At 67.3% G+C, this 20,529-nt stretch carries 19 protein-coding genes (1 of these 19 running past the window's edge); 16 read left to right on the forward strand and 3 right to left on the reverse strand.

Features of this window, described 5'->3' with window-relative positions; genetic code table 11:
* The 3 genes from LAJ19_RS00695 (at position 1) to LAJ19_RS00705 (ending at position 8,458) form a co-directional block, all read left to right on the forward strand.
* Entirely contained in the window at positions 1–4,836 is a 4,836-nt protein-coding gene (locus tag LAJ19_RS00695; RefSeq protein ID WP_349774816.1) for a DUF11 domain-containing protein, read from the forward strand.
* Between the two features lie 108 nt (positions 4,837–4,944).
* Positions 4,945–7,461, forward strand: a complete 2,517-nt coding sequence (locus tag LAJ19_RS00700; RefSeq protein ID WP_225476431.1) for a DUF11 domain-containing protein — start codon at positions 4,945–4,947, stop codon at positions 7,459–7,461.
* A gap of 88 nt (positions 7,462–7,549) precedes the next feature.
* The gene (locus tag LAJ19_RS00705; RefSeq protein WP_225476432.1) at positions 7,550–8,458 is read left to right on the forward strand and encodes a DMT family transporter; all 909 of its coding nucleotides are present in this window, start codon (positions 7,550–7,552) and stop codon (positions 8,456–8,458) included.
* An 8-nt stretch (positions 8,459–8,466) separates the two neighbouring features.
* Here the strand turns inward: LAJ19_RS00705 and LAJ19_RS00710 are convergent, their stop codons facing one another.
* Positions 8,467–8,946: a hypothetical protein gene (locus LAJ19_RS00710; RefSeq protein ID WP_225476433.1), complete on the reverse strand. Its 480-nt coding sequence runs from the start codon at positions 8,944–8,946 to the stop codon at positions 8,467–8,469.
* 98 nt (positions 8,947–9,044) lie between these two features.
* Between LAJ19_RS00710 and LAJ19_RS00715 the strand changes: the two genes are divergently transcribed.
* The 7 genes from LAJ19_RS00715 to LAJ19_RS00745 all read left to right on the forward strand — a co-directional run bounded on the left by LAJ19_RS00715 (position 9,045) and on the right by LAJ19_RS00745 (position 14,111).
* Positions 9,045–9,689 carry a response regulator transcription factor gene (locus tag LAJ19_RS00715; protein WP_225476434.1) on the forward strand — a complete coding sequence of 215 codons (645 nt, stop codon included), beginning with the start codon at positions 9,045–9,047 and terminating at the stop codon, positions 9,687–9,689.
* Positions 9,682–9,936 (forward strand): hypothetical protein, encoded by a 255-nt coding sequence (locus tag LAJ19_RS00720; protein WP_225476435.1) that lies wholly within the window; start codon positions 9,682–9,684, stop codon positions 9,934–9,936. The genes LAJ19_RS00715 and LAJ19_RS00720 overlap by 8 nt, the downstream gene beginning before the upstream one ends.
* Complete coding sequence (locus LAJ19_RS00725) at positions 9,933–10,811, forward strand: serine hydrolase (protein ID WP_225476436.1); 879 nt, start codon at positions 9,933–9,935, stop codon at positions 10,809–10,811. Before LAJ19_RS00720 ends, LAJ19_RS00725 begins: the two co-directional genes overlap by 4 nt.
* A 179-nt stretch (positions 10,812–10,990) precedes the next feature.
* Positions 10,991–11,851: a c-type cytochrome gene (locus LAJ19_RS00730; RefSeq protein ID WP_225476437.1), complete on the forward strand. Its 861-nt coding sequence runs from the start codon at positions 10,991–10,993 to the stop codon at positions 11,849–11,851.
* A gap of 17 nt (positions 11,852–11,868) precedes the next feature.
* Positions 11,869–12,528, forward strand: coding sequence for a QcrA and Rieske domain-containing protein (locus tag LAJ19_RS00735; protein WP_225476438.1), 660 nt, complete (start codon positions 11,869–11,871; stop codon positions 12,526–12,528).
* Complete coding sequence (locus LAJ19_RS00740; RefSeq protein ID WP_225476439.1) at positions 12,525–13,838, forward strand: cytochrome b; 1,314 nt, start codon at positions 12,525–12,527, stop codon at positions 13,836–13,838. The genes LAJ19_RS00735 and LAJ19_RS00740 overlap by 4 nt, the downstream gene beginning before the upstream one ends.
* Positions 13,839–13,913: 75 nt before the next feature.
* Positions 13,914–14,111 (forward strand): hypothetical protein, encoded by a 198-nt coding sequence (locus LAJ19_RS00745; protein WP_225476440.1) that lies wholly within the window; start codon positions 13,914–13,916, stop codon positions 14,109–14,111.
* A gap of 55 nt (positions 14,112–14,166) precedes the next feature.
* On the opposite strand, the gene LAJ19_RS00750 is transcribed toward LAJ19_RS00745, so the two are convergent.
* Positions 14,167–14,415, reverse strand: a complete 249-nt coding sequence (locus tag LAJ19_RS00750) for a DdrH (RefSeq protein ID WP_225476441.1) — start codon at positions 14,413–14,415, stop codon at positions 14,167–14,169.
* Between the two features lie 139 nt (positions 14,416–14,554).
* Here LAJ19_RS00750 and LAJ19_RS00755 point away from each other — a divergent pair, with 139 nt between their 5' ends.
* The 6 genes from LAJ19_RS00755 to LAJ19_RS00780 all read left to right on the forward strand — a co-directional run bounded on the left by LAJ19_RS00755 (position 14,555) and on the right by LAJ19_RS00780 (position 20,228).
* Positions 14,555–14,977 (forward strand): HesB/IscA family protein, encoded by a 423-nt coding sequence (locus tag LAJ19_RS00755; protein WP_225476442.1) that lies wholly within the window; start codon positions 14,555–14,557, stop codon positions 14,975–14,977.
* 181 nt (positions 14,978–15,158) lie between these two features.
* Positions 15,159–16,916, forward strand: a complete 1,758-nt coding sequence (locus LAJ19_RS00760) for a peptide ABC transporter substrate-binding protein (RefSeq protein WP_225476443.1) — start codon at positions 15,159–15,161, stop codon at positions 16,914–16,916.
* 100 nt (positions 16,917–17,016) lie between these two features.
* On the forward strand, positions 17,017–18,015 hold the full coding sequence (locus tag LAJ19_RS00765) for an ABC transporter permease (RefSeq protein ID WP_225476444.1): 999 nt from the start codon (positions 17,017–17,019) through the stop codon (positions 18,013–18,015).
* Positions 18,015–18,941: an ABC transporter permease gene (locus LAJ19_RS00770; RefSeq protein ID WP_225476445.1), complete on the forward strand. Its 927-nt coding sequence runs from the start codon at positions 18,015–18,017 to the stop codon at positions 18,939–18,941. The genes LAJ19_RS00765 and LAJ19_RS00770 overlap by 1 nt, the downstream gene beginning before the upstream one ends.
* A gap of 74 nt (positions 18,942–19,015) precedes the next feature.
* Entirely contained in the window at positions 19,016–19,519 is a 504-nt protein-coding gene (ruvC, locus tag LAJ19_RS00775) for a crossover junction endodeoxyribonuclease RuvC (RefSeq protein ID WP_225476446.1), read from the forward strand.
* Between the two features lie 4 nt (positions 19,520–19,523).
* Entirely contained in the window at positions 19,524–20,228 is a 705-nt protein-coding gene (locus LAJ19_RS00780; protein WP_225476447.1) for a PrsW family intramembrane metalloprotease, read from the forward strand.
* Positions 20,229–20,262: 34 nt separating this feature from the next.
* Here LAJ19_RS00780 and moaD read toward each other — a convergent pair whose 3' ends face one another.
* Positions 20,263–20,529, reverse strand: the 3' portion of a protein-coding gene (gene moaD, locus LAJ19_RS00785; RefSeq protein WP_225476448.1) for a molybdopterin converting factor subunit 1. It continues 408 nt past the right edge of the window; only the last 267 of its 675 coding nucleotides appear in the window; its start codon lies beyond the right edge, outside the window; the stop codon is at positions 20,263–20,265.

Genomic DNA, 20,529 nt, shown 5'->3' on the forward strand with positions numbered 1-20,529 from the left:
GTGCAACCGGACTTCAAGCGCATCGCCACTGCCCTCTCGGCCCTCATGGCCGTGAGTGTCAGTGCCTCCGCGCAGGAGATCAGCACCAGCCTGCCCCTGACCACCGTCGGCGACCGCCTGATGTGGTCCCTGGGCGACCAGGACCTGAACCTGGAGGTGCCTCTGGACGGTCCGGTTCGTCTGGAACTGTACAGCCCCCGCCTGGCCCCCAGCGACTACCGCGCCGACACCTACTACGGTGATGAGCAGTACGACGCAGGCCGCCCCCAGGTCACCACGACCTTCACGGTGGTGCGCGACGACGGCACCATCCTCCTGACCCGCACCTTCACGCCCGGCGAGCACAGCTGGGAGACCCTGCTGAACCAGACGCTGCCCGCCGGGCGCTACCGCATCCGCGCCGCCACCGAAGGCAGCGGCAAGAACACCTTCGCCATCCGGCTGGCCGGCGTGAGCGCCGAAGTGAGCGCCGAACAGATCAGCGTGAATGTGCACAGCCGCGACTGGGTCCCGGCCGTGAACGTCACCACGGACGGCCGCGCCCACACCCTGCGCCTGTACGACGGCGACGGCCCCCAGGAGCTTCAGGCCCGCCTGCGCGACGCGCAGGGCAACGTCTTTCCCCTGCAGGTCAGCGCCGACCTGAACCACACCGACCTGCCCCTGCCCGCCAAGGCCGGCACCTACACCGTGGAACTGCGTCAGCCGGCAACCGCGCAGCAGTTCAGCAACACGGTCGGGTTCAGCCTCGTGCGCGACGGCAGCCCCGCACCCATCACGGTCGCCCGTGTGGACCAGACCGGCACGCTGCGCGTCAGGGCCGAACTCGTTCTGCCCGGCGAAACCCGCTCCACCCGGGCCGCCGTGACGCTTGGCAAGACGCCCGTCACCATCGATGGCCGGCTGGAGCGGCGCGTCGTGGCCGGCACGTACCCGGTGACGGCCGCCCCCGTCGCCGGTGCCCAGGTCACGGTCGGCACCTCCAGCGTCACCGTCCCCAGGGACGGCACCGGTGAAACCCTTGTGCAGATCCGCCCCAGCGTCGGCCTGGATCTCCAGGCCGACAAGCTGGAGGTCTGCCAGGGTGACACCGTGACCGTCACGGCCCGCGCCGTCACCGCCTTTGCCGGGGACCTGCCCCTGGACCTCAGTCTCAGTGCCCCCGGCCTGGACAGTGAAGGGCGCCGCGCGCAGGGCACCCTGAGTGCCGCCCAGCCCGGCCAGGTGACCCTGACCGCCACCGCCACGCGCCCCGGCCCGCTGACCGTCACCGCCCGCCTCGCCCCCTGGGGTGAGGAACGCCAGCTGCAGCTGAACGTTCTGCCGGACACCACCAGCCTGCAGGTGCAGCGCGAAACCCCCGCCGACGCACAGGTCGGCGAGGAGATCGACGTCAGCCTGCGCGTCACGAACACGGCCGCGCAGCCCGTCACGTACCGCGTGCAGGACACCCCCGCCGCCGGGCTCGACGCCCTGAGCGACACCGCCTTCACCGGCACCCTGGGCGCCGGCGAGACCCGCACCCTCCGTTACCGTGCCCGCGTCACGCAGGCCGGCCCACTGAGCCTGAACGCCCAGGTCAGCTCCGACACCTGCAGCGCCGTGCAGACCGCCAGCGCTCAGCTCACCGCCGAACCGGCGCCCACCGCGCCCGCCCTGGCCGAAGCCGTCACCCCTGCACCCGCAGAGGCAGCGGCTCCCCAGGCGCAGCGGGTCAGCACCGTCTCCCTGCCGTTCGACGCGCCGCGCCAGTCCACCGAGCTGGTCATCGCCCACCCCGCCACGACCGGCGCGACCTTCATTCCCGGCAGCGCCCGCCTGAACGGCCAGCCGCTCACCGACCCGGTGCGTGGCCCCAGCGGCACCCTGTACTGGGTGGTCATCCCCACCAGCGCCATGACGGCCACCAGCGCCGCCGTGCGCGGCACGGTCACGTACGACCTCACCCACACCGAAGCGCTCGATGAACTGGGCGAACCGGCCCTGCTGGCCCGCTTCAAGGGTGAACGCAGCGAGACGCTCCAGGGACAGCTGGACCTGCAGGACCTGGCCGCCGCCCGTCCGCTGGACAGCGCCGAAGCGCTCACCGAGAACGACGGCGCGATCAAGTTCCCGCTCCGCGGCAGCCTGATCCGACTGCGTGACCGCATCAACGTGACCGTGGAAGTGCCTGACGACCAGGCGGCGGCCCTGACCGTGAACGGTCAGGAAATCAGCACCGACCGGATCGGCGAGACCACCACCGACCCCGCCCGCGGCGTGCGCCGGCTCACGTACGTGGGCGTGCCGCTGAAAGCCGGCCAGAACACCCTGCAGTTCGGGAATGACACGGTCAGCGTGCAGCTGGTCGGCGCGACTGTACGCACCGAGGTCACGCCCGTGAACCTCACTGCCGACGGCGCCACGCCGCTGCGCGTAAAACTCCGCACCCTGGACGCCAACGGCAACCTCAGCGCTCAGGGCAGCGTGACCGTCACCAGCAACCTTGAACCCCGCAACGCCGACGCCCTGCCCGGCGAATCCGGTTACCAGGTGCGCCTCATCAACGGCGAGGGTGAACTTGTCCTGCAGCCCCAGTCGGCGCCCACCACCCTGAAACTGAACGTCCAGCAGGGTCAGGACACCAGGACCTATACCTTCGACGTGAAGCCCGACAGCAGCCGCGTCGGCGTGGGCGTCGTCAGTGCCACCCTTGGCCTGGACGGCAGCCTGAGCCTCGGCAACGACCTCACCTGGCAGGCCCGCGCCTCCTACGAAGGGCCGCTTGCCGGCGGCAAACTGTACGTCGCGGCCAACAAGGACGGCCTGCCCACCGACACCGACCCCCAGAAACGCTTCGCGGCCTACGGGGACGCCAGCACCCAGGCGGTTGCGCTGCAGGGCATCGACCCCATCGGCATCCGTTACGACCACCCTAGCTTCCGCGCCGAGTACCGCCGCAGCAGCCTCCCCATTGACGTGCTGCCCGTCCGTGAACAGCTGACCGCCCTGACCGTCAGCAGCAAGAGCACCCCCCAGGTCAGCGGCTTCGCGGCCCTCGTGCCCAACGACCGCGTGCACGACGTCCTCGTTCCCGAAAACACCCGCCTGCTGCGGCTCACGCACGGCGACGTCTCCGAAGGCAGCGAAACCCTGGAGGTCGTGACGCTGGAACGCGGCACCGGCAAGGACCTCGGCCACGTCACGCTGCAACGCAACGTGGACTACGTCCTGGACACCCGCACCGGCATCATCACGCTCGCCCGCACCCTGGATCACGTTGACCCCAGCCTCAACGACCTGCGCGTGCAGGCCACCTACCGCCTGAACAGCGCCCTGGACCAGCGCAAGCTGGCGTACGGCGCGCAGGTCAAGTACCAGGCCGCGCAGGGCAGTGTCGGCGTGGCCGCCGTCAGCCTTGACGGCACCGTGACCGCCGGCGCGCGCGCCACGTACGACAACGGCACGACCCGCGCCGACGGTCTGCTCGCCTACTCCAGCGGCTTTCAGGCCAGCGCAGATTTCAGCACCAGCCTCGGCCGCAGCGCCATCCAGGCCCGCGTGCGCTACCAGGACGGCACCTACGAGGGCCTCGCGCCCTTCACGGCCGGCCTGACCGCCAGCGCCAGCGTCGACACGCGCCTGACCACCAGCCTCAGCAGCAACGTGCAGGCCGAGTACCACGACACCCTGAGCACCGCCGACACCCGCACCCAGGGTGGCAGCGTCACCGCGCGCGCCGACTACCGCCTCGCGCCTTTCAGCGTCGGCGCCGGCGTGAAGTACGCCTTCGGTGACCAGTACGGCGTGGGTGCGGTGATCAGCGCCGGGTACCACCAGGCGCCTGTGGACATCGACGTGCGCCACACCCAGCCGCTCGCCGGGGCGGCGGGCGGCAACCTGACCCCTGTGACCAGCGTCAGCGCCCGCTACGCCCTGACCGACACCGTGACGGTCGGCGTGACCGATGAGATCAACTGGACCACCGGCCACAACGCCGCCCTGACCCTCAGCAGCCGTCTGGGCAACACCAACTACCAGGTGGCGTACGACCTGCCCACCGCGGGCGGCCAGGGCAACCGCGCGCGCTTCGGCGTCAGCACCACCTCCGCCCTGACCGACCACCTGACCGCCGGCCTCCGCGGCAGCGCCACCTACGACATCGGCAGCAAAAGCGCCGAGGCGGGCGCCGGCGCCGACCTGAACTACAAGACCGACACGCTCAGCGCCACGGTCGGCACCGATCTCACCACAGGCGACAGGGGTTTCGGCGTGGTTCTGCGCGGCGGCGTCAGTGGCAGTCTCGGCGAGCACCTGACCCTCACCGCCGACGGTCTCGTGGAATTCGGCGCCGGAAAGAACGGCCAGCGGGCCGCGCTGGGCTTCGCGTACCGCGACCGGACCTTCAATGCCCTGGGCACGGTCCGCTACGTCAACGGCACGCTGGCCGGCAACCAGCCTGAACTCAGCAGCAACCTCGCCGCCGAGTACCGCCAGCCCACCTGGTCGGTGCGCGCCGGTGTGGACACCCGCACCATGCTGAACGATTCCGACAGCTTCACCGCGCAGCTGGGTCTGGGCGGCACCTACTACGTCAACGACCGCGTCGGTATCGGCGCCTGGGGCCGCGTCCTCACCCAGCCTGGCACCAGTACCACCCAGTACGGCTACGGCCTGGAAGCCAGTGTCCGCGCGCTGCCCGGCACCTGGATTACCGCCGGGTACAACCCCGTGGGCTTCAACGGCCTGGGCACCAGCTACACCCGCCAGGGCGCGTACCTGCGCGTGGACCTGACCCTCGACGACTCGACAGGGCAGAAGCCGGCTCAGCACGCAGAGTCCACGGGCGACTCCTGAAACGGCGGCGCCGCACTTCGTCCCTACCCGGCGGGGCGCCACAGCTCTGAGCTGATCAGACTGCGGCCCCGCGTCCGCCTGCCTGACCCCCTGAAAGAGAGGATGTGAATGACGGTCACCCTGACCCCCCTGCTTCGACGCACCGCCCGCACCCTGACCCGGCGGGGCCTTCCGCTGCCCCTCCTGCTGACCGGCCTGGCGGGCGCTGCCGGTCTGGACCTGCAGTTCACCGGTGGAACCGCAGTGCCCGGCGGCGGCGCCTGCACGCTGACCCTGAACAGCCGCTGCCGTTTCAACAACGTGATCAGCGGCCTGAGCAGCACGTCCCCGCTGCAACGCGACGTCATCGTGACAGTGACCCGACTGAATGCTGCGACGCTAGTCGCGGCCTTCGACAATGAAGCCCCGAACCTCACCACGCCGCCCGTGCCGGTCGCCACGGCCGCGCAGTTCTTCGCGCCGACGGTGCAACCCACCCAGACCAGCGCCAACATCACGGGCTGGGCCGAGTTCACCTTTGACGTGGTGACTGCCGGAGGCGCCGCTCCTGCCGTGGGAGGCGGCACAGCTGCCCTCCCCGGAACGTTCTGGGTCTCCACGTTCGACACGGACGGGGACAGCGGCACCTTGCGGGAATTTGTTGAATTCCTGGGCGTGCCTGCCGGCGACACGGGTCTGGCCACCGGGGTGACCAGCACTCTCTCGGCAGCGACGGCCGTAGACGGCGGCGTGCTGTACCAGGGCAGCGCCACCGTGCAGCCGGGCATCGCCACCGCCAACGAACATAAAGCGAGCGCCCTCTACACCAACCAGGCCAGTTTCAAACTGGTGTACGGGGCCCGCACCGGCGCCAATGGCAGCACGTCGGGCGGTCGCCTGACGGCCTTCGACTTCTACCGCCCGGACGCCGTGCTGCTGCGGCCGGTCCTGGACGGCTTCAAGTCCGTGGTCCTCACCGCCGATGCGGACGGAAGCGGCACCATCACGCCTGGTGACACCCTCACCTACCGCGTCACGTACGTGAACACCGGAAACGCCGCAGTTAGTGGCCTGCAGATCACCGATACGCTGCCCACAGGGGTGAGCGTCACCTCGCCCGGCGCGCAGACCGTCACGATCAACGGCGCAGTGACCGCTTCGGCCGTCAACAGCACCTACACCGGCAGCGGCGCGGCGACACAGCTGCTCAGCGGCCCCCAGACCATCCCTGCCAACGGGACCCTCAGCGTCAGCATTCCCGTCCGGGCCCAGGCAGTGGACACTGGCACGACTGTGAGCAACCAGGCCAGCGCCACGGCCACCGGCCTGACCGCTGTCCTGACCGACAACGTGGACACCGCCACGCCCTTCCTGCCGGCGGTGACTGCCGCCGCAGGCTGGCCCGGGGTGCCTGCCGGCAGCGTTGTTCAGGCGCAGACCGCGGGGACCAGCCCCACGACGGTCACCATCCAGCCGGCTGCGGACCTGCTCCTCACAAAAAGCAACGGGGCAAGCAGTGTCAATGCGGGCGGAACCACGGTGTACACCATCACCCTGACCAACAACGGCCCCAGTGGCGCGAACGGGACGCTGCTGCGTGACCCGGCCGCCGCTGGCCTGAACAAAACCGCTGCCACCTGCACCGCCAGTGGCGGAGCTGTCTGTCCCGCTGTCACGGCCACCACCCTGGAAGCCGGGGTGAGCGTCGCGACCCTGCCGGCCGGCGGCCGGATCACCCTGACCGTGACTGCCGCCGTCACCGCCACGGGCGGGTCGGTCAGTAACAGCGTGACCGCCACCCTTCCCAGCGGCACGGCGGACCCGACCCCCACCGGCACCGTGACCGACACCGACACCGTCACGCCCGTCGCTGACCTGAGCGTGAGCAAAACCGGCCCTGGCTTCGCGAAACCAGGGGAGACCCTCACGTACACCCTGACCCTCACGAACGCAGGTCCCAGCGCCGCCAGCAGCGTCACCCTGACCGACCCGCTGCCCGCCGGGCTGACCTACGTGAGCAGCAGCCCGGCGGCGGCCGTGAGTGGCCAGACCCTCACCTGGACGCTCGCCAGTCTGGCGTCCGGGGCCACGCAGACCATGACGGTAACCGCAACCGCGCCGGGCCCCGCGACGCTCAGCAGCACGCCTGCGGCCCGTACCCTCACGAACACGGCCACCGTGAGCAGCTCAACAAGCGACCCGGGCAGTGCAAATAACTCTGGCACGGCCGTGACCCAGCTGGTGAATGCACGGCTGGTCAAAACAGTGCGCAACGTGACGCAGAACGCAGCGTCCGGGACGAGTGGCGGCGGTCTGCCCGGTGAGGTGCTGGAGTACTGCGTCGCGTTCAGCAATGAGGGAGGCGTGGCGCTGCCGAACTTCGTACTGGAGGATCAGGTGCCGGCCAGCACGACTGCCCAGCTGGACGGGTACGACGCTCAGGAGCCCAGCGCAGCCACAGGCTTCGGCATGAAGCTGACGCGGGGCGCTGCCGTGACCTACCTGACCAGCGCGGCAGACGCGACCGATAAGGGCACGCTGAGCGGCGCAGCGGGCAGCTTTGGGCGGGGCACCATGACGGTCACGCTGGGCACGCTGGCCGTGAACGAGCAGGGCAGCGCCTGCTTCCGCACGACCATCCGCTGACCTGCATCCGGGCTGGACCTCTGCGCGTTTGTGCAGAGGTCCAGTTCTGCTGATCGCCGGGGGGGCGGCAGCCCCTAGAATCCCGGGCATGTCTGCCCGTGCGCGCGGCGTCCTGCTGCTGATCCTGGTGACCTGCCTGTGGGGCAGCACCTTCGCCGTCGTGAAAACCCTCAGTGAGCTGCTGCCGCCGGCCACGTTGATCTTCTGGCGGTTCCTGATCGGTACGCTCGCGCTGCTGCCGCTGCTATGGCTGCGTCGCCCGGCCTCCGGTCAGGTGGCGGCAGGTGCTGGGCCGCGCGGCGCCCTGTGGCGGGACGGACTGGTTCTGGGCGCGTGGCTGATCGCGGGGTACGGCACGCAGACCATCGCGCTGCACACCACGTCGGCCAACCGCGCGGCGTTCTTCACGGCGCTGAGCGTGGTGCTCGTGCCGCTGTGGCTGGTGATCGCGCAGCGCCGCCGCATGCCGGGCGCCCTGTGGGGCGCGCTGCCGCTGGCGGTGGCGGGACTGGCCCTGCTGTCCTGGGAGGGAGGCGCCCTGGTGGCCGGGGACGGGTGGGCGCTGGCGTGCGCGGTGACGTACGCGGGATTCATTGTGACCCTGGAGCGCATGGCGGGCCGGCACGGCGCGCTGCCGTTCACGCTGGCGCAGGTGCTGAGCGTGACCGCGCTGGCGTTCGTGTGGGTGCTGGTCAGCGCGCCCGGCGCGGCGCTGCCGCCTGCGGCTGCCTGGGGCCCCCTGCTGTACCTGGGGATTGCGGCGACCGCGCTGACCACGCTGTTCCAGACGATCGGACAGCGGTGGGTGTCGGCAGCGGAGGCCAGTCTGATCTACGCGCTGGAGCCGGTCACGGCCACCCTGTTCAGTTTCGTGCTGATCCGCGAGCAGGTGGGGGCGCGGGGCGCCCTGGGGGGCGCGCTGGTGGTGGTGGCCACCGTGCTCAGCCAGCGCGCGGACCGGCCGCACGCGGAAACCCCGGCCGTGCAGGTCGAGTAGCGCCGGGTTCAGCGCCGGGTCTGGTCGGGAATCAGCAGGGTTTTCAGGGCGGCGTTGCTGCCCCACACGCCGTGCAGACCGCTTTGCACGACGGAGTTCCGCACGGCGCGGTACACGGCCGGCGGCAGGCTCACGGACGGGTACACGCCGCGGGCCCCCTGGGCGTCCACGCGCAGGTCCATCGGGAAGTTCAGGGCCATGGCGGCGATGAGCACGCCGCCCAGCACGAACCCGCCGGCCGCGCCGGCACCCAGGTGCCAGGGCTCCTCCAGGGGCGTGTGAATCAGCCGGGTGATGGCCACGCCTGCACCTGCGCCCAGCAGCGCGCCCAGGATCAGGGCGACGGGGGCGCCGCCCAGGGAGTTCGCGAGAAACGCGGCCGTCACGCCGCCCAGGCCCCAGGCCAGGCCGCTCAGGCCCCGGCGGGCGCCCAGGGCGGTCAGGGCAGCCCAGAGGGTCACCAGCAGCGCATCGAACCACGTGATCACGGCAGGCAGTCTACAGGGGCGCCGCTGACAAAATTCTGCGGGCGCGGATGGCGGCGTGGCTTCCGGTGCGTCCCGGCCGGCTGCTCTAGACTGCACGTATGATTCGCGTTTTGCTCGTGGATGATCACGCGTTGTTCCGTCAGGGGCTGCGCAGCCTGCTGGAGTCCGAGGGAATGCGCGTGATCGGGGAGGCCGCCAACGGCCGTGAAGCCATCCGCTACGCCGCCGATACGCACCCGGACGTGATTCTGATGGATATTCAGATGCCTGAACTTGATGGCGTGAAGGCCACGCAGAGCATCCTGGAAATCGATCCGAACGCCCGGGTGATCATGATCACCATGTACCGCCAGGACCGGTACGTGTTCGAGGCCGTGAAGGCCGGCGCACGTGGGTACGTGCTGAAGGACGCGGACGCGGCAACCCTGCTGGACGTGATCCGCCGCGTGGCGGCCGGCGAGGCGCTGCTCGACGCCGACATGGCGCAGAACGTGCTGGATGACTTCCGGGACAAGCGTGAGGAGCTGCCCAGCGAGAAGCACGCCGACCTGAACGAGCGCGAGACGATGATCCTGAAACTGCTCGCGCAGGGGTTCTCCAACCAGGACATCGCGCTGCGCCTGGACATCAGTGAGAAGACCGTGCGCAACCGCCTGTCGGAGATCTTCACGAAATTGCAGCTGAACAACCGCACGCAGGCGGCCCTGTACGCCATCCGGGAGGGGATCGCCAACCTTGAGTAAACGCGACAACCGCCGCGTGGCGCCGCCTGCGGCCGCGGCGCCAGTGTCGTTCCGCGCCGGGTGCGGGCGGGAGTGGAGCCTGCCGAGCCGGGAGGCAGACCTGGCGTACACCGAGCAGGCCTTTCCCGAATGCCCGGGGTGCGAGCACCGCGTGGAGCCGGAAGGCACCCTGCCGTTCTGCACGTTGCGGCCGGTGGGCACCGCGCACCCGTTTGCGGCTCTGGCAGGCCTGAACCTCCCGGAATGAGCCTGGGGGACCGGCCGGCCGGGGCGGGGGAGAGGCTCGCGGCGTTTCAGGCCAGTCTGCGTGGGGGCGGCTTTCCGGGCACGGTGGGTCTGCGGGTGTGCACGCTGGCCGGCGAGGATCTCGTGGCCTGGAACGCGGAGCGGGTCTTCCCGGCGGCTAGCACGATCAAGGTGCCGCTGTTGATCATGGCGTTGCAGGCCGCGCAGGCCGGACGGCTTGACCTGCGCGGGCAGGTCGTGGTGGGCGCGGCCGACCGGGTGCCGGGCACCGGGGTGCTGCATGAACTGCTGCCCGGCGTGACCCTGGCGTGGCAGGACGTGCTGACGCTGATGATCATCGTGAGTGACAACACGGCCACGAACCTGCTGATCGGCCGGCTTGGCGTGGAGGCGGTGAATACCTGGCTGGCCGCTCAGGGTCTGCGGAGCTCGCGGCTGGTGGGGAAGTTGCAGCTGCCCGCGGAGCAGCGCAGTGAGGCGCAGCGACGCGGCGAGCGCAACGCCACCACCGCCCGTGACCAGACGGACCTGCTGCTTGCCCTGATGAGGGGTGAGCTGCTGGACGGCGCGCACACTGCCCTGGCCCTGGACATTCTGGAACGTCAGCATCACCGTGACCTGATCGGCCGGCGCGTGCCGTGTGGCGCGGACGGGGAGCGGTTGTACCGGAGTGCCACCAAGAGTGGGGAACTGCTGGGGGTCCGCCACGATGTGGGCGTGCTGTTCACCCCGCGCGCACTGGTGGTGGCCCTGCTTTCCGAGGGGGGCCGGGACCCGCGGGAGCATCCGGAGAATGAGGACGTGCGGGTTCTCGCGGACGCATTGTGGACACTGCTGTCCGACCTGGGTGGCCTGGGCGCGCGGGGGGACATTTAACCGCTCGGTCAGGCGCACCATAAAGGGTGCCGAAGTCTGGCAGGCAGCCCCGAAGAAGCGCGGCTGGGCGCATGTTCGGCGCGTGGTATGCTGACCCGTATTAGGCCACCTCAAAGCAGGATTTCCATCCGCGATACGGCGGGAAATTACAGGCCACTTCACGCTTAGGGAGAGGGAACGTGGAAAGAAACGACGCTGTCATGCCCTGGGTCGCCATCGTGTGCGCGGCCATTATGTGGATCATCCTGCTGTTCCTGTTCAACAAGGAAACGGCGCCTGAACCTGTGGTGGTTGATCCGGCGGTCGTGGCGAACATCAGTAAGGAATTCCCTACCGTGGGGAAGACGGTCTTCACCACCAACTGCGCGGGCTGTCACGGCGCGGAAGGTCAGGGCGCCATCGGCCCCAGGCTGGCCGGCGACGAGAAGCTCACCCAGGACCCCGCCTACGTCTACAACATCGTCATGAAGGGCAAGGGCGCCATGCCAGCCGTCGGTCAGGGCCTCAAGGAGAACGAGGTGTACGCCGTGGCGAACTACGTGCTGCACTCCTGGGGGAACAACATCGAGGAACCGCTGACACCCGCGACCATCGCGGCCAGCCAGACCAAGATTGACCCGGCCGTCCTGAAGAACCGCAGCCGCTTTGTCCCTGAGGACATCAAGCTGCCGGAGATCTTCCTGGCGTCGTTCATCATGGTGCTGCTCACCTACGGCCTGATCGGTCTGTACAGCGTCTGGGCAGAAGGCATGGAACTGCGCCCCGGCATTCACAAGGTCCGCTCCACGCCCCTGGCGATGCTGGGCATCCTCACGACGCTGGCCCTGACCATCGTGTTCGGCGTGCTGTTCGTACGTCAGATGGTGACGGACTTCGCCGGGTGGGGCGCCAAGGAACCCGTCATGCCGAACGTGACGGCCGAAGGCTTCTACGCCGCCATGGTTCTGCTGATGCTGGCGGCCAGTCTCGCGCTGTACAAGAAGTTCTTCATGGACGGCGAGGTGCTCGTCGAAGACGCCAGCGGCGAATTCCCCTGGTAATCAGGAGAGGTGGACTCATGACCCGTTACAAGAAACAAGATCCCGAACTGACCCGCCGTAAGTTCATCAATGTGGCCATGGGCACCGGCGCCGCCGTGGGCACCCTCAGTCTCGTCAGCGCGCTGGGCATCGCCAAGCCTGTCTTCCGCCTGACGGCCGACAAGGCGCCGCCCCTCAAAGGCGACGTGCTCGTGCACGCGGACGCCGCCAAGTACGGCCAGCCGGTAAAGCCCTCCGAGCTGAGTGAACTGGCCGTGATTGCCTACCCGATGGGCCGCAACAAGGACGGCAGCACCGTGATCCGCGCGGGTGAACCGAACAACCAGGTGGGCGTGTACAAGTTCGAGCCCTCCGCGCTGCAGGCCCCCACGAAAATCGACGCGACCGACAACGGCATTGTGGTGTACTCGAACACCTGCACGCACGCCGGTTGCTTTCCCAAGTCGGTGAACAACCAATTTATCGTGAACTGCCCCTGCCACTCCGGGCAGTACGAACCCCGTCAGGGCTGCAAGGTGATCGGCGGGCCGCCACCCAAGCCCATGCCGCAGCTGGGCGTCAAGGTCGAAGGGGAACAGCTGGTGCTGACCTCTTCGTTCCTGACCTCGCCCTACGGATACAAGAACGACGAGGAGTGGGAAGCCTACCTGAAGCAGGCTGAGGAGTTGCTCGCATGAACCAGTGGCTCGATGACCGTCTTCACATCTCGCGCCTGAACGACAAGTTCCTGCGCAAAGCCTTCCCGGTGCATCACTCCTTCTTCCTGGGGGAGATCACGCTGTTCAGCCTGATCGTGCTGATTATCACGGGCATCCTGCTGGCGCTGGCGTACGAGCCCAGCAACAGCATGGTCGTGAACTCCTTCGACCCCGGCACCGCTGCCAAGCCGAATATGCTTCCGGCCGCGTACCACTCTGCGCTGAAGATCAACGCCATGCCCTTCGGGGACATGCTGCGCCGCACTCACCACTGGATGGCGAACATCATGATTGCCGCAGCGGTGCTGCACCTGATGCGCGTGTACTTTACCGGGGCGTTCAAAAAGCCGCGTGAAATCAACTGGTGGATTGGCATGCTGCTGCTGATCTTTGCCGGGCTGACCGCCGTGACCGGCTACATCCTGCCGTACGACAACTACGCGTACAGCACCGTGAAGGTCATCTACGCCATCACGGCCTCCGTGCCCTGGGTGGGCGACTGGCTGGCGCAGGCGGCGTTCGCTGGACGCTTCCCCGGCGACGGCATCATTCCCCGCATCTACGGCTACCACATCATGCTGCTGCCCGGCATCCTGCTGGCCATGACGGCCGCGCACATGCTCATCATGATCAAGCAGAAGCACACCCAGCCGCAGTACGCCAAGCGTCTGGCGTACAAGAAGATCGTTGGTGTGCCCCTGATGACGCAGCAGACCCCCATCATGCTGATGCTGGCCCTGCTGTTCACGGGACTGGTCATGCTGTTCGCTGCGTTCATCCCTGTTCACCCCGTGGAGTTCTTCGGTCCGCCCAGCTCCTCGGGCGTCAGCAACATCAAGCCCGACTGGTACCTGCTGTGGGTGTTCGGGGCCCTGGCAATCATCCCCGGCTTTGAAGTCGAGATTCTGGGCGGCACGATCAGCGCTGAGTTCATCGGCGCCATGGTCTTCCCCGGCATCGTGATTGGCCTGATGTTCGCAGTGCCGATGCTCGACCGCAGCAAGGACAACCAGTACTACGCCGAGAACCCCACCAACTCCCCCGTCCGGCTGGCTGCTGGCGTGGCGTTCATGGCCATGATGCTCGTGATGTCGGTGGCCGGGTACAAACCCGAGCTGATCGAGAGCCGCCTCCTGACCACCAACAACGCCAACGCGATCCTGTGGATTCTGACTTTCGTGATCCCTGCCCTGAGCTACTTCGGCACGATCGGGATTGTGCGCGGCATCCGCGCGCTGCGGGAAGCGGACGAGCGCGAGACGCTCGCCCACGCCCACGCAGACGACTGAACGCCCCATTCCCTGGAGGGTGCTCCGCAGCTGCGGAGCACCCTCTGCCTTTACGCTGTGTGCTGTAGTGTCCCCATGGAGTTCCTGACCCTGCTGCTCGTCCGGGAAGCCCGTCGCCTTGGGCTGGCCGGGCAACCGCCGCACCTGGCACCCTCTGAGGCGCTCCTGGCGCTGGGCCGCCTGACGCTGCAGGAGTTGATCGCCCAGGGCGCGCTGCCTGACCCGGAGCCAGACATCGACTGCTGGGCCGCGCCGCGCCACCCGGGCCACTGACCCGGCACACAGAAAACCGGCCCACACAGGTGGGCCGGCTGGTGAAACGAAAGAGTTAAGCCTGAACGCGCTGGGTCGGCAGACTGACAGCGGGTGTGGCGCCCTGGCGACTCCCGGCCGCATACCCGACCTGGGCGCCGAACTGCCACGCGAGCTTGATCATGAACTGAATGGCGTCTTCGTCATGCTGAGCGATCAGGGCACGCAGATGTTCAGGAAGACCTTCGGGGAGAGGCATGGCGCGGAGCTGCTCCCCGTATTCACTGCGGAGCTGCTCGAACCACTCGGCATAGGGGTTCGTCATGCCCACCATCTTAACACTGGGACGCTCAAGGAATGTAAGCGGCGGCTCTCCGCCTGAGGCGGGACGCAGGGCTCCCTCCCCGGCTTCACTTTGCTTTCCAGGCACCTTTTTATTTCCCGAATGGTGTTACGCTTCACGCATGACCGCGACCACCACCTCCGAACAGACCGGCGGCGTGCCCGCCCGTGACATCACCATCAGCGAATACGGCGCCCAGAGAGCCCTGACGATCCTGGCCGGCAGCGGCAAGGAAAATGCCGGCGTACGCGTGTTCATCAAGAGCGGCGGCTGCAGTGGCTACCAGTATGGAATGGCCATCGATGACCGCGAACTCGAAGGCGACACCATTGTCGTTGACCGCGGCGTGAAACTCCTCGTCGACCGTATGAGCCTGCCCCTGCTGCGTGGCAGTGAAGTGGATTTCGTGGAGAACATGATGGGCGGCGGCTTCACCGTGCATAACCCCAACGCCACCTCCGCGTGCGGATGCGGCTCCTCCTTCCGCACCGACGGCTCCCAGTCCCCCGACGGCGAAGGCGCCGGCGGCTGCGCCAGCCACTGAACTTTCCCTCTCTTCTTGCCGCTCCTGTCCGCCTGGGCAGGAGCGGTTTCTGCTTTCACCCCCCCCACTGCCGGATGACAGGCACATGAACACGACCTTGACGCTTTTCATGAGCACCGTATACTGACCGCATCACCAACAACCCGGGCAGCACAACAGCCCATCAGTACACGGAGGCCCCATGAAAAAGACCCTTGCCCTTACAGCGTTCCTCCTCGGCGCCGCCCTCGCCGGTCCTGCCAACAACAGCCTGGTGGTCGGCACCTCTCAGGAACCGCCGAACATCTACGACCCGTGGAGCACCAACAACCTTGCCATCACCAGCGAGATTAACGGCTACATGGGCGCCAGCCTGACCTACCAGGATGACAACGGCGACACCAAGGCCGACATCGCCACCCGCGTCCCTACCCTGGCAAACGGCGACTACAAGGTCGTCAAGGACGCCAAGGGCGACGTGGTCCGCAACAGCGTCACGTACTCCATCCGCAAGGACGCAAAGTGGAGCGACGGCACACCCATCAAGGTCGCGGACTTCCAGTTCTGGCTGAAACTCGAGAACGACGACCGCGTGCCTGTGCCTGACCGTGATCCCTGGGACCGCGCGAAAATTACCGTCAACGACACTGACACCTTCACCATTACCTTCGAGCCGCCCTACCTGTTTGCCGATCAGGTGAGCCCTAGCCTGGCGCCCAGCCACATCATGGGCGCAGCCTGGAACGCCTTTGACGCCAAGACGAAGAACGAGAAGGACGCCAAGGTCATCAACGAGGAGTGGAAGAAGTTCATCGCCTCGTTCACCACCGCCCGCAACCTGCCCAAGGTCGTGGCCGGACCGTTCAAGCCCACCGCGTGGCGCACCGGCAACAGTCTGACCATGACGCGCAACGCCATGTACTGGAATCAGCCCAAGAATCCCGAGAACTACGTACAGACCGTTACCTACCGCTTCATCCCGAACACGAACACCCTGAAGGTGAACATCCTGTCCGGGCAGCTGGACGCCGTAAGTAACGTGGGTCTCACCTTCGACCAGGGGGTCGACCTCTCGCGCAACGAGCGCAACAAGTACAAGACGTACTTCGTGCCCGGCGCAGTGTGGGAACACGTGGACATCAACGCCCGCGGCCAGCGCGCCAAGGACCTCGACCTGGACGACCCCCGCATGCGTCAGGCGCTGCTGTACTCCATTGACCGTGACGCGCTCGTCAAAGCACTGTTCCAGGGCAAACAGGCCGTGTCCAACAGCTGGATCGGGCCAGTCAGCAAGCTCTACAAGAAGGACGTCAACGACTACAACGTGAACGTCACCAAGGCCAAGCAGCTGTTCGCGGCGCTCGGCTGGACGCCCGGCAGCGACGGCGTGCTGCAAAAAGGCGGAAAGAAACTCTCGCTGAACTTCTCCACCACCGCCGGCAACAGCACCCGCGAGCGCGTGCAGCAGATCCTGCAGGCGCAGTGGAAGGCCGTGGGCGTGCAGGTGAACATCCAGAACTACCCTGCCAGCGTGCTGTTCGGACCGGACTTCCTGAGCAAAGGCGAAAGCGGCAAGTGGGACATGGCCATGTACGCCTGGTCGAACAACCCCGTGTTCGAAGAGGGGAACCTCTGGAAGAGCGAAGGGATTCCCACCGCCGCCAACGGCTACTCCGGCCAGAACAACCCCGGCTGGAAGAACGCCGAGTACGACAAGCTGTACCAGCAGGCCAAGGTGGAGTTCAACCAGGCCGAGCGCATCAAGCTGTTCGACCGGATGCAGGCCATCTGGAACTCCGAACTGCCCTCGCTGCCCCTGTACTTCCGCGTGAACGTGTACACCAAAGTGCCCGGCCTCGTGAACTACACCTTCAGCGCGATCACCCAGTACCCCAGCTGGAACGCCGCGAACATCGGGTGGGCCAGCAAGGGCGCCGTCGAGGAGTACAAGCAGAAGTAACCGCCCTACCGCGCGCCCCTGCACAGGAGGCGCGCCGGGGCAGGGGGAGGGCAGGCGCGTTACGCCTGCTTCCCCCTGCCCCTTGCTTCAGGAGTTCGACATGGGAACCTACGCATTACGCCGCGTCATTCAGATGATCCCGCTGCTGCTGGTGATCAGTCTGCTGATCTTCGCGCTGACCGCCCTGCAACCCGGTGACCCGGTAGACCAGCTGATCTTCGGGAACAGCAAGATCACCCCCGAGGACATCGCCCGCCTGAAGGCCGCTTACGGCCTGGACCAGCCGTGGATCACGCGCTACTTCTTCTGGCTGAAACAGGCAGTCACCGGGAACTTCGGGTACTCGCAGGACTTCGGGGTGCCCGCACTGGACTTCGTGTTCCAGAGCCGCCTGCCCAACACGCTGCTGCTGACCGTCCCGGCGCTGATCGTCAGCACGCTCATCGCCGTGCCGCTGGGAATCTTCAGCGCGGTGCGGCAGTACTCAGGGCTGGACTACGCGCTGACCTTCTTCGCGTTCCTGGCGGTCAGTGCTCCCGTGTTCTGGGTGGGGGCGCTGGCACTGTACTTCTTCGCGGTGTACCTGCCAGGCGCGACCGGTGGGGCGCTGTCCCTGCCGCCCGGCGGCCTGGGCAGCCCGGACCTGCCAGCAGATGCGAGCGCCTGGGCAGTGTTCGCGGACAAGCTGAAATACCTGCTGCTGCCCATGATGATCCTGATGCTGCGTGAGATTGCCGTCACGCTGCGCTTCATGCGTGCGAACATGCTTGAAACGCTCACCCAGGACTATGTGCGTACCGCGCGCGCCAAGGGTCTCGCGGACCGCCGGGTGCTGTACAAACACGCGCTGCGTAACGCCGTGACGCCCATCGTGACCCTGCTGGGCCTGAGCATCCCTGGCCTGTTCGGCGGGGCTGTCATCACGGAGACAGTGTTCTCCTGGCCAGGGATGGGCAAGGCCATTCTGGACGCGCTGGTCAGCAAGGATTTCAACGTGGTCATGGTGTGCCTGATGATGCTGGCCGTCCTCACCGTGGTGTTCCAGCTGCTGACCGACCTCGCCTACGCCATCGTTGACCCCCGGATCCGGTACTCCTGATGACCACTGTTCCCGTACCTACTGCCGCTCCAGCCAAGAGCCGCTCGACCCTGCACATCGCGCTGCGCCGCCTGCGCAAGCACAAGGCTGCCATGGCCAGCCTGATCGTGATCGCTGCGCTGATCCTCACGGCGGTCCTCGCGCCGCTGATTGCCCCGTATGATCCCAACGCGCAGGACCTCGCCGGGATCTACGCGCCGCCCGGCGCCCGGCACGTCCTGGGTCAGGACAGCCTGGGCCGTGACCTGCTGTCACGCATCATCTACGGCAGCCGCGTAAGCCTGATCGTGGGTTTCACGGTCGCGCTGTTCAGCGTGGCCCTCGGCACCCTGCTGGGCCTGCTGGCCGGTTACCTGGGCCGCTGGACGGACACCGCCATCAGCCGGTTCATTGAGATCATGCTCTCCATCCCTGAACTGCCGCTGCAGCTCACCCTCAGCGGCCTGTTCGCCGTGAGTGACCTGCCCGCCATCGCGGCCCTGCGGCAGAATCCGAATTCCAGTGTGTTCATCATCGTCGGGATCTTCACCTTCTTCGGCTGGATGAGTACCGCCCGGCTCGTCCGCGGGGAGGTCCTGAAACTCAAGAACCTCGAGTACGTGGACGCCGCGCGGGCCCTGGGCGCGAACAGCAGCCGCATCATGTTCCGGCACCTCGTGCCGAACGTGGTGGCCGTGATTATCGTGAACGGCACCCTGGCGGTTGGCGGCGCGATCCTGGGCGAGGCGGCACTGTCCTTCCTGGGCTTCGGCATCCAGCCCCCTGTCAGCACCTGGGGCAACATGCTGTCCAACGCGAACGAGGTCGTGCTGGAACACCCGTTCATCGCGGTGTACCCGGGCCTGGCGATCCTGCTCACGGTGCTGGCCTTCAACTTCCTGGGTGACGGTCTGCGCGACGCGTTCGACCCCAAAAGTCGCCTGTAGATCCCAGCCCCCCCGAACCCCCGCGCCGGCGGGGGTTTTTCGTGATGCCCGGCCGCATCGCGTATTCTGACGGCGTGATCGTACTCGGCATTGATCCTGGACTCGCGAACCTCGGCCTTGGGCTGGTGGAGGGCGACGTGCGTAAGGCCCGTCACCTGTACCACGTCTGCCTGACGACCGAGAGCGCCTGGATCATGCCGCGCCGCCTGCAGTACATCCACGAGGAGGTTACCCGCCTGCTGGCCGAGTACCGCCCGGACGCCGTGGCTATTGAGGATCAGATCCTGCGCAAGCAGGCCGACGTGGCCTTCAAGGTCGGGCAGGCGTTCGGGGTGGTGCAGCTCGCCTGCGCGCAGGCCGGGGTTCCCATACACACCTATGGACCCATGCAGGTCAAACGTTCCCTGGTCGGGACCGGCCGTGCGGAGAAAGAACAGGTGATCTATATGGTCAAGGCCTCGCTCGGCGTGCGTGAACTGTTCAACAATCACGCCGCCGACGCTCTGGCACTCGCGCTCACGCACCTGGCAAGTGCGCCCATGCAGGCCCGCACCGCTGCCGGTCTGGCCCTGCGCTGAGCGCATGACCCTCCTGTTCTCCCTGCTGAGCTCCGCCGCGCTGACTTTCGCGTGGCTGTGGTTCTTCGTGCGGCGGGACCGTCACCCCGAGCCGCTGTGGCTCCTGGCCCGCACCTTCGCGTGGGGCATGCTCGCGTGGGTGATCGCTGCAGCTCTGGAGACGAGTCTGGGCCGCCTCATCATTTCCCCGGTGCCGTTCGCTGCGGCGTTGGTGGTGGTGCTCACGGCTCTGATTGAGGAAGGCTTCAAGTTCGTGGCGGCCACCACCGCCATCACGGAACTCTCCTTCGACGAACCCATGGACGGTCTGATCTACGCCGTGACAGCTGCCCTGGGGTTTGCGCTGATGGAAAACGCAACGTATACCCTCGGCTTCGGGTCGGGTGCCGGCGTCTGGCACGCCGTGCTCGCTACGCTGGCGCACGCCCTGTTCAGCGCTCCACAGGGGTACGCGCTGGGCGGACTTCACTGGCAGCAGGGCCGCACCTGGGTGGTGCAGGGTCTGATTCTCAGCGTGGTGCTGCACGCTGTTTTCAACGGGCTCCTGGCAGGCGGCAGCAGCTGGGTTCACCTGCTGGCGCTGGGTGTCGTGGTGGCCCTGATGGTTGCCCTGGCCACCCGCTACTACCTGACGTTCGAAGCGCACGCGCGGCGCTATGGGCCGTCAGCGTACTTCCTGAGTGAACAGGCCCGGCGCGCCCGCCAGTGACCACTGCCCTGCCGGAGTCAGCCACTCGCCAGATCTACAGGGTTTCGTGGCCGGTCTGTCCAGGCACCCAGTGCTGCCCGTGCTCGTCCTGCTCATGCTTCCAGACAGGCACGTGCACCTTGAGATGTTCAATGATGAAGTCACAGGCCTCAAGTGCCGCCCGCCGGTGAGGGCTGGCCACTCCAATCAGAATGCTCGCCTCCCCGGGGTACAGGCGGCCCACGCGGTGCTGGATGTACACCCGCAATTCCCCGTGCTGGCTCCGGGCTGCGTCTGCTGCGCCCTGCATCACTTTGCGCGC

Origin of the sequence: Deinococcus taeanensis, from assembly GCF_020229735.1 — a bacterium.
GTDB lineage: Bacteria > Deinococcota > Deinococci > Deinococcales > Deinococcaceae > Deinococcus > Deinococcus taeanensis.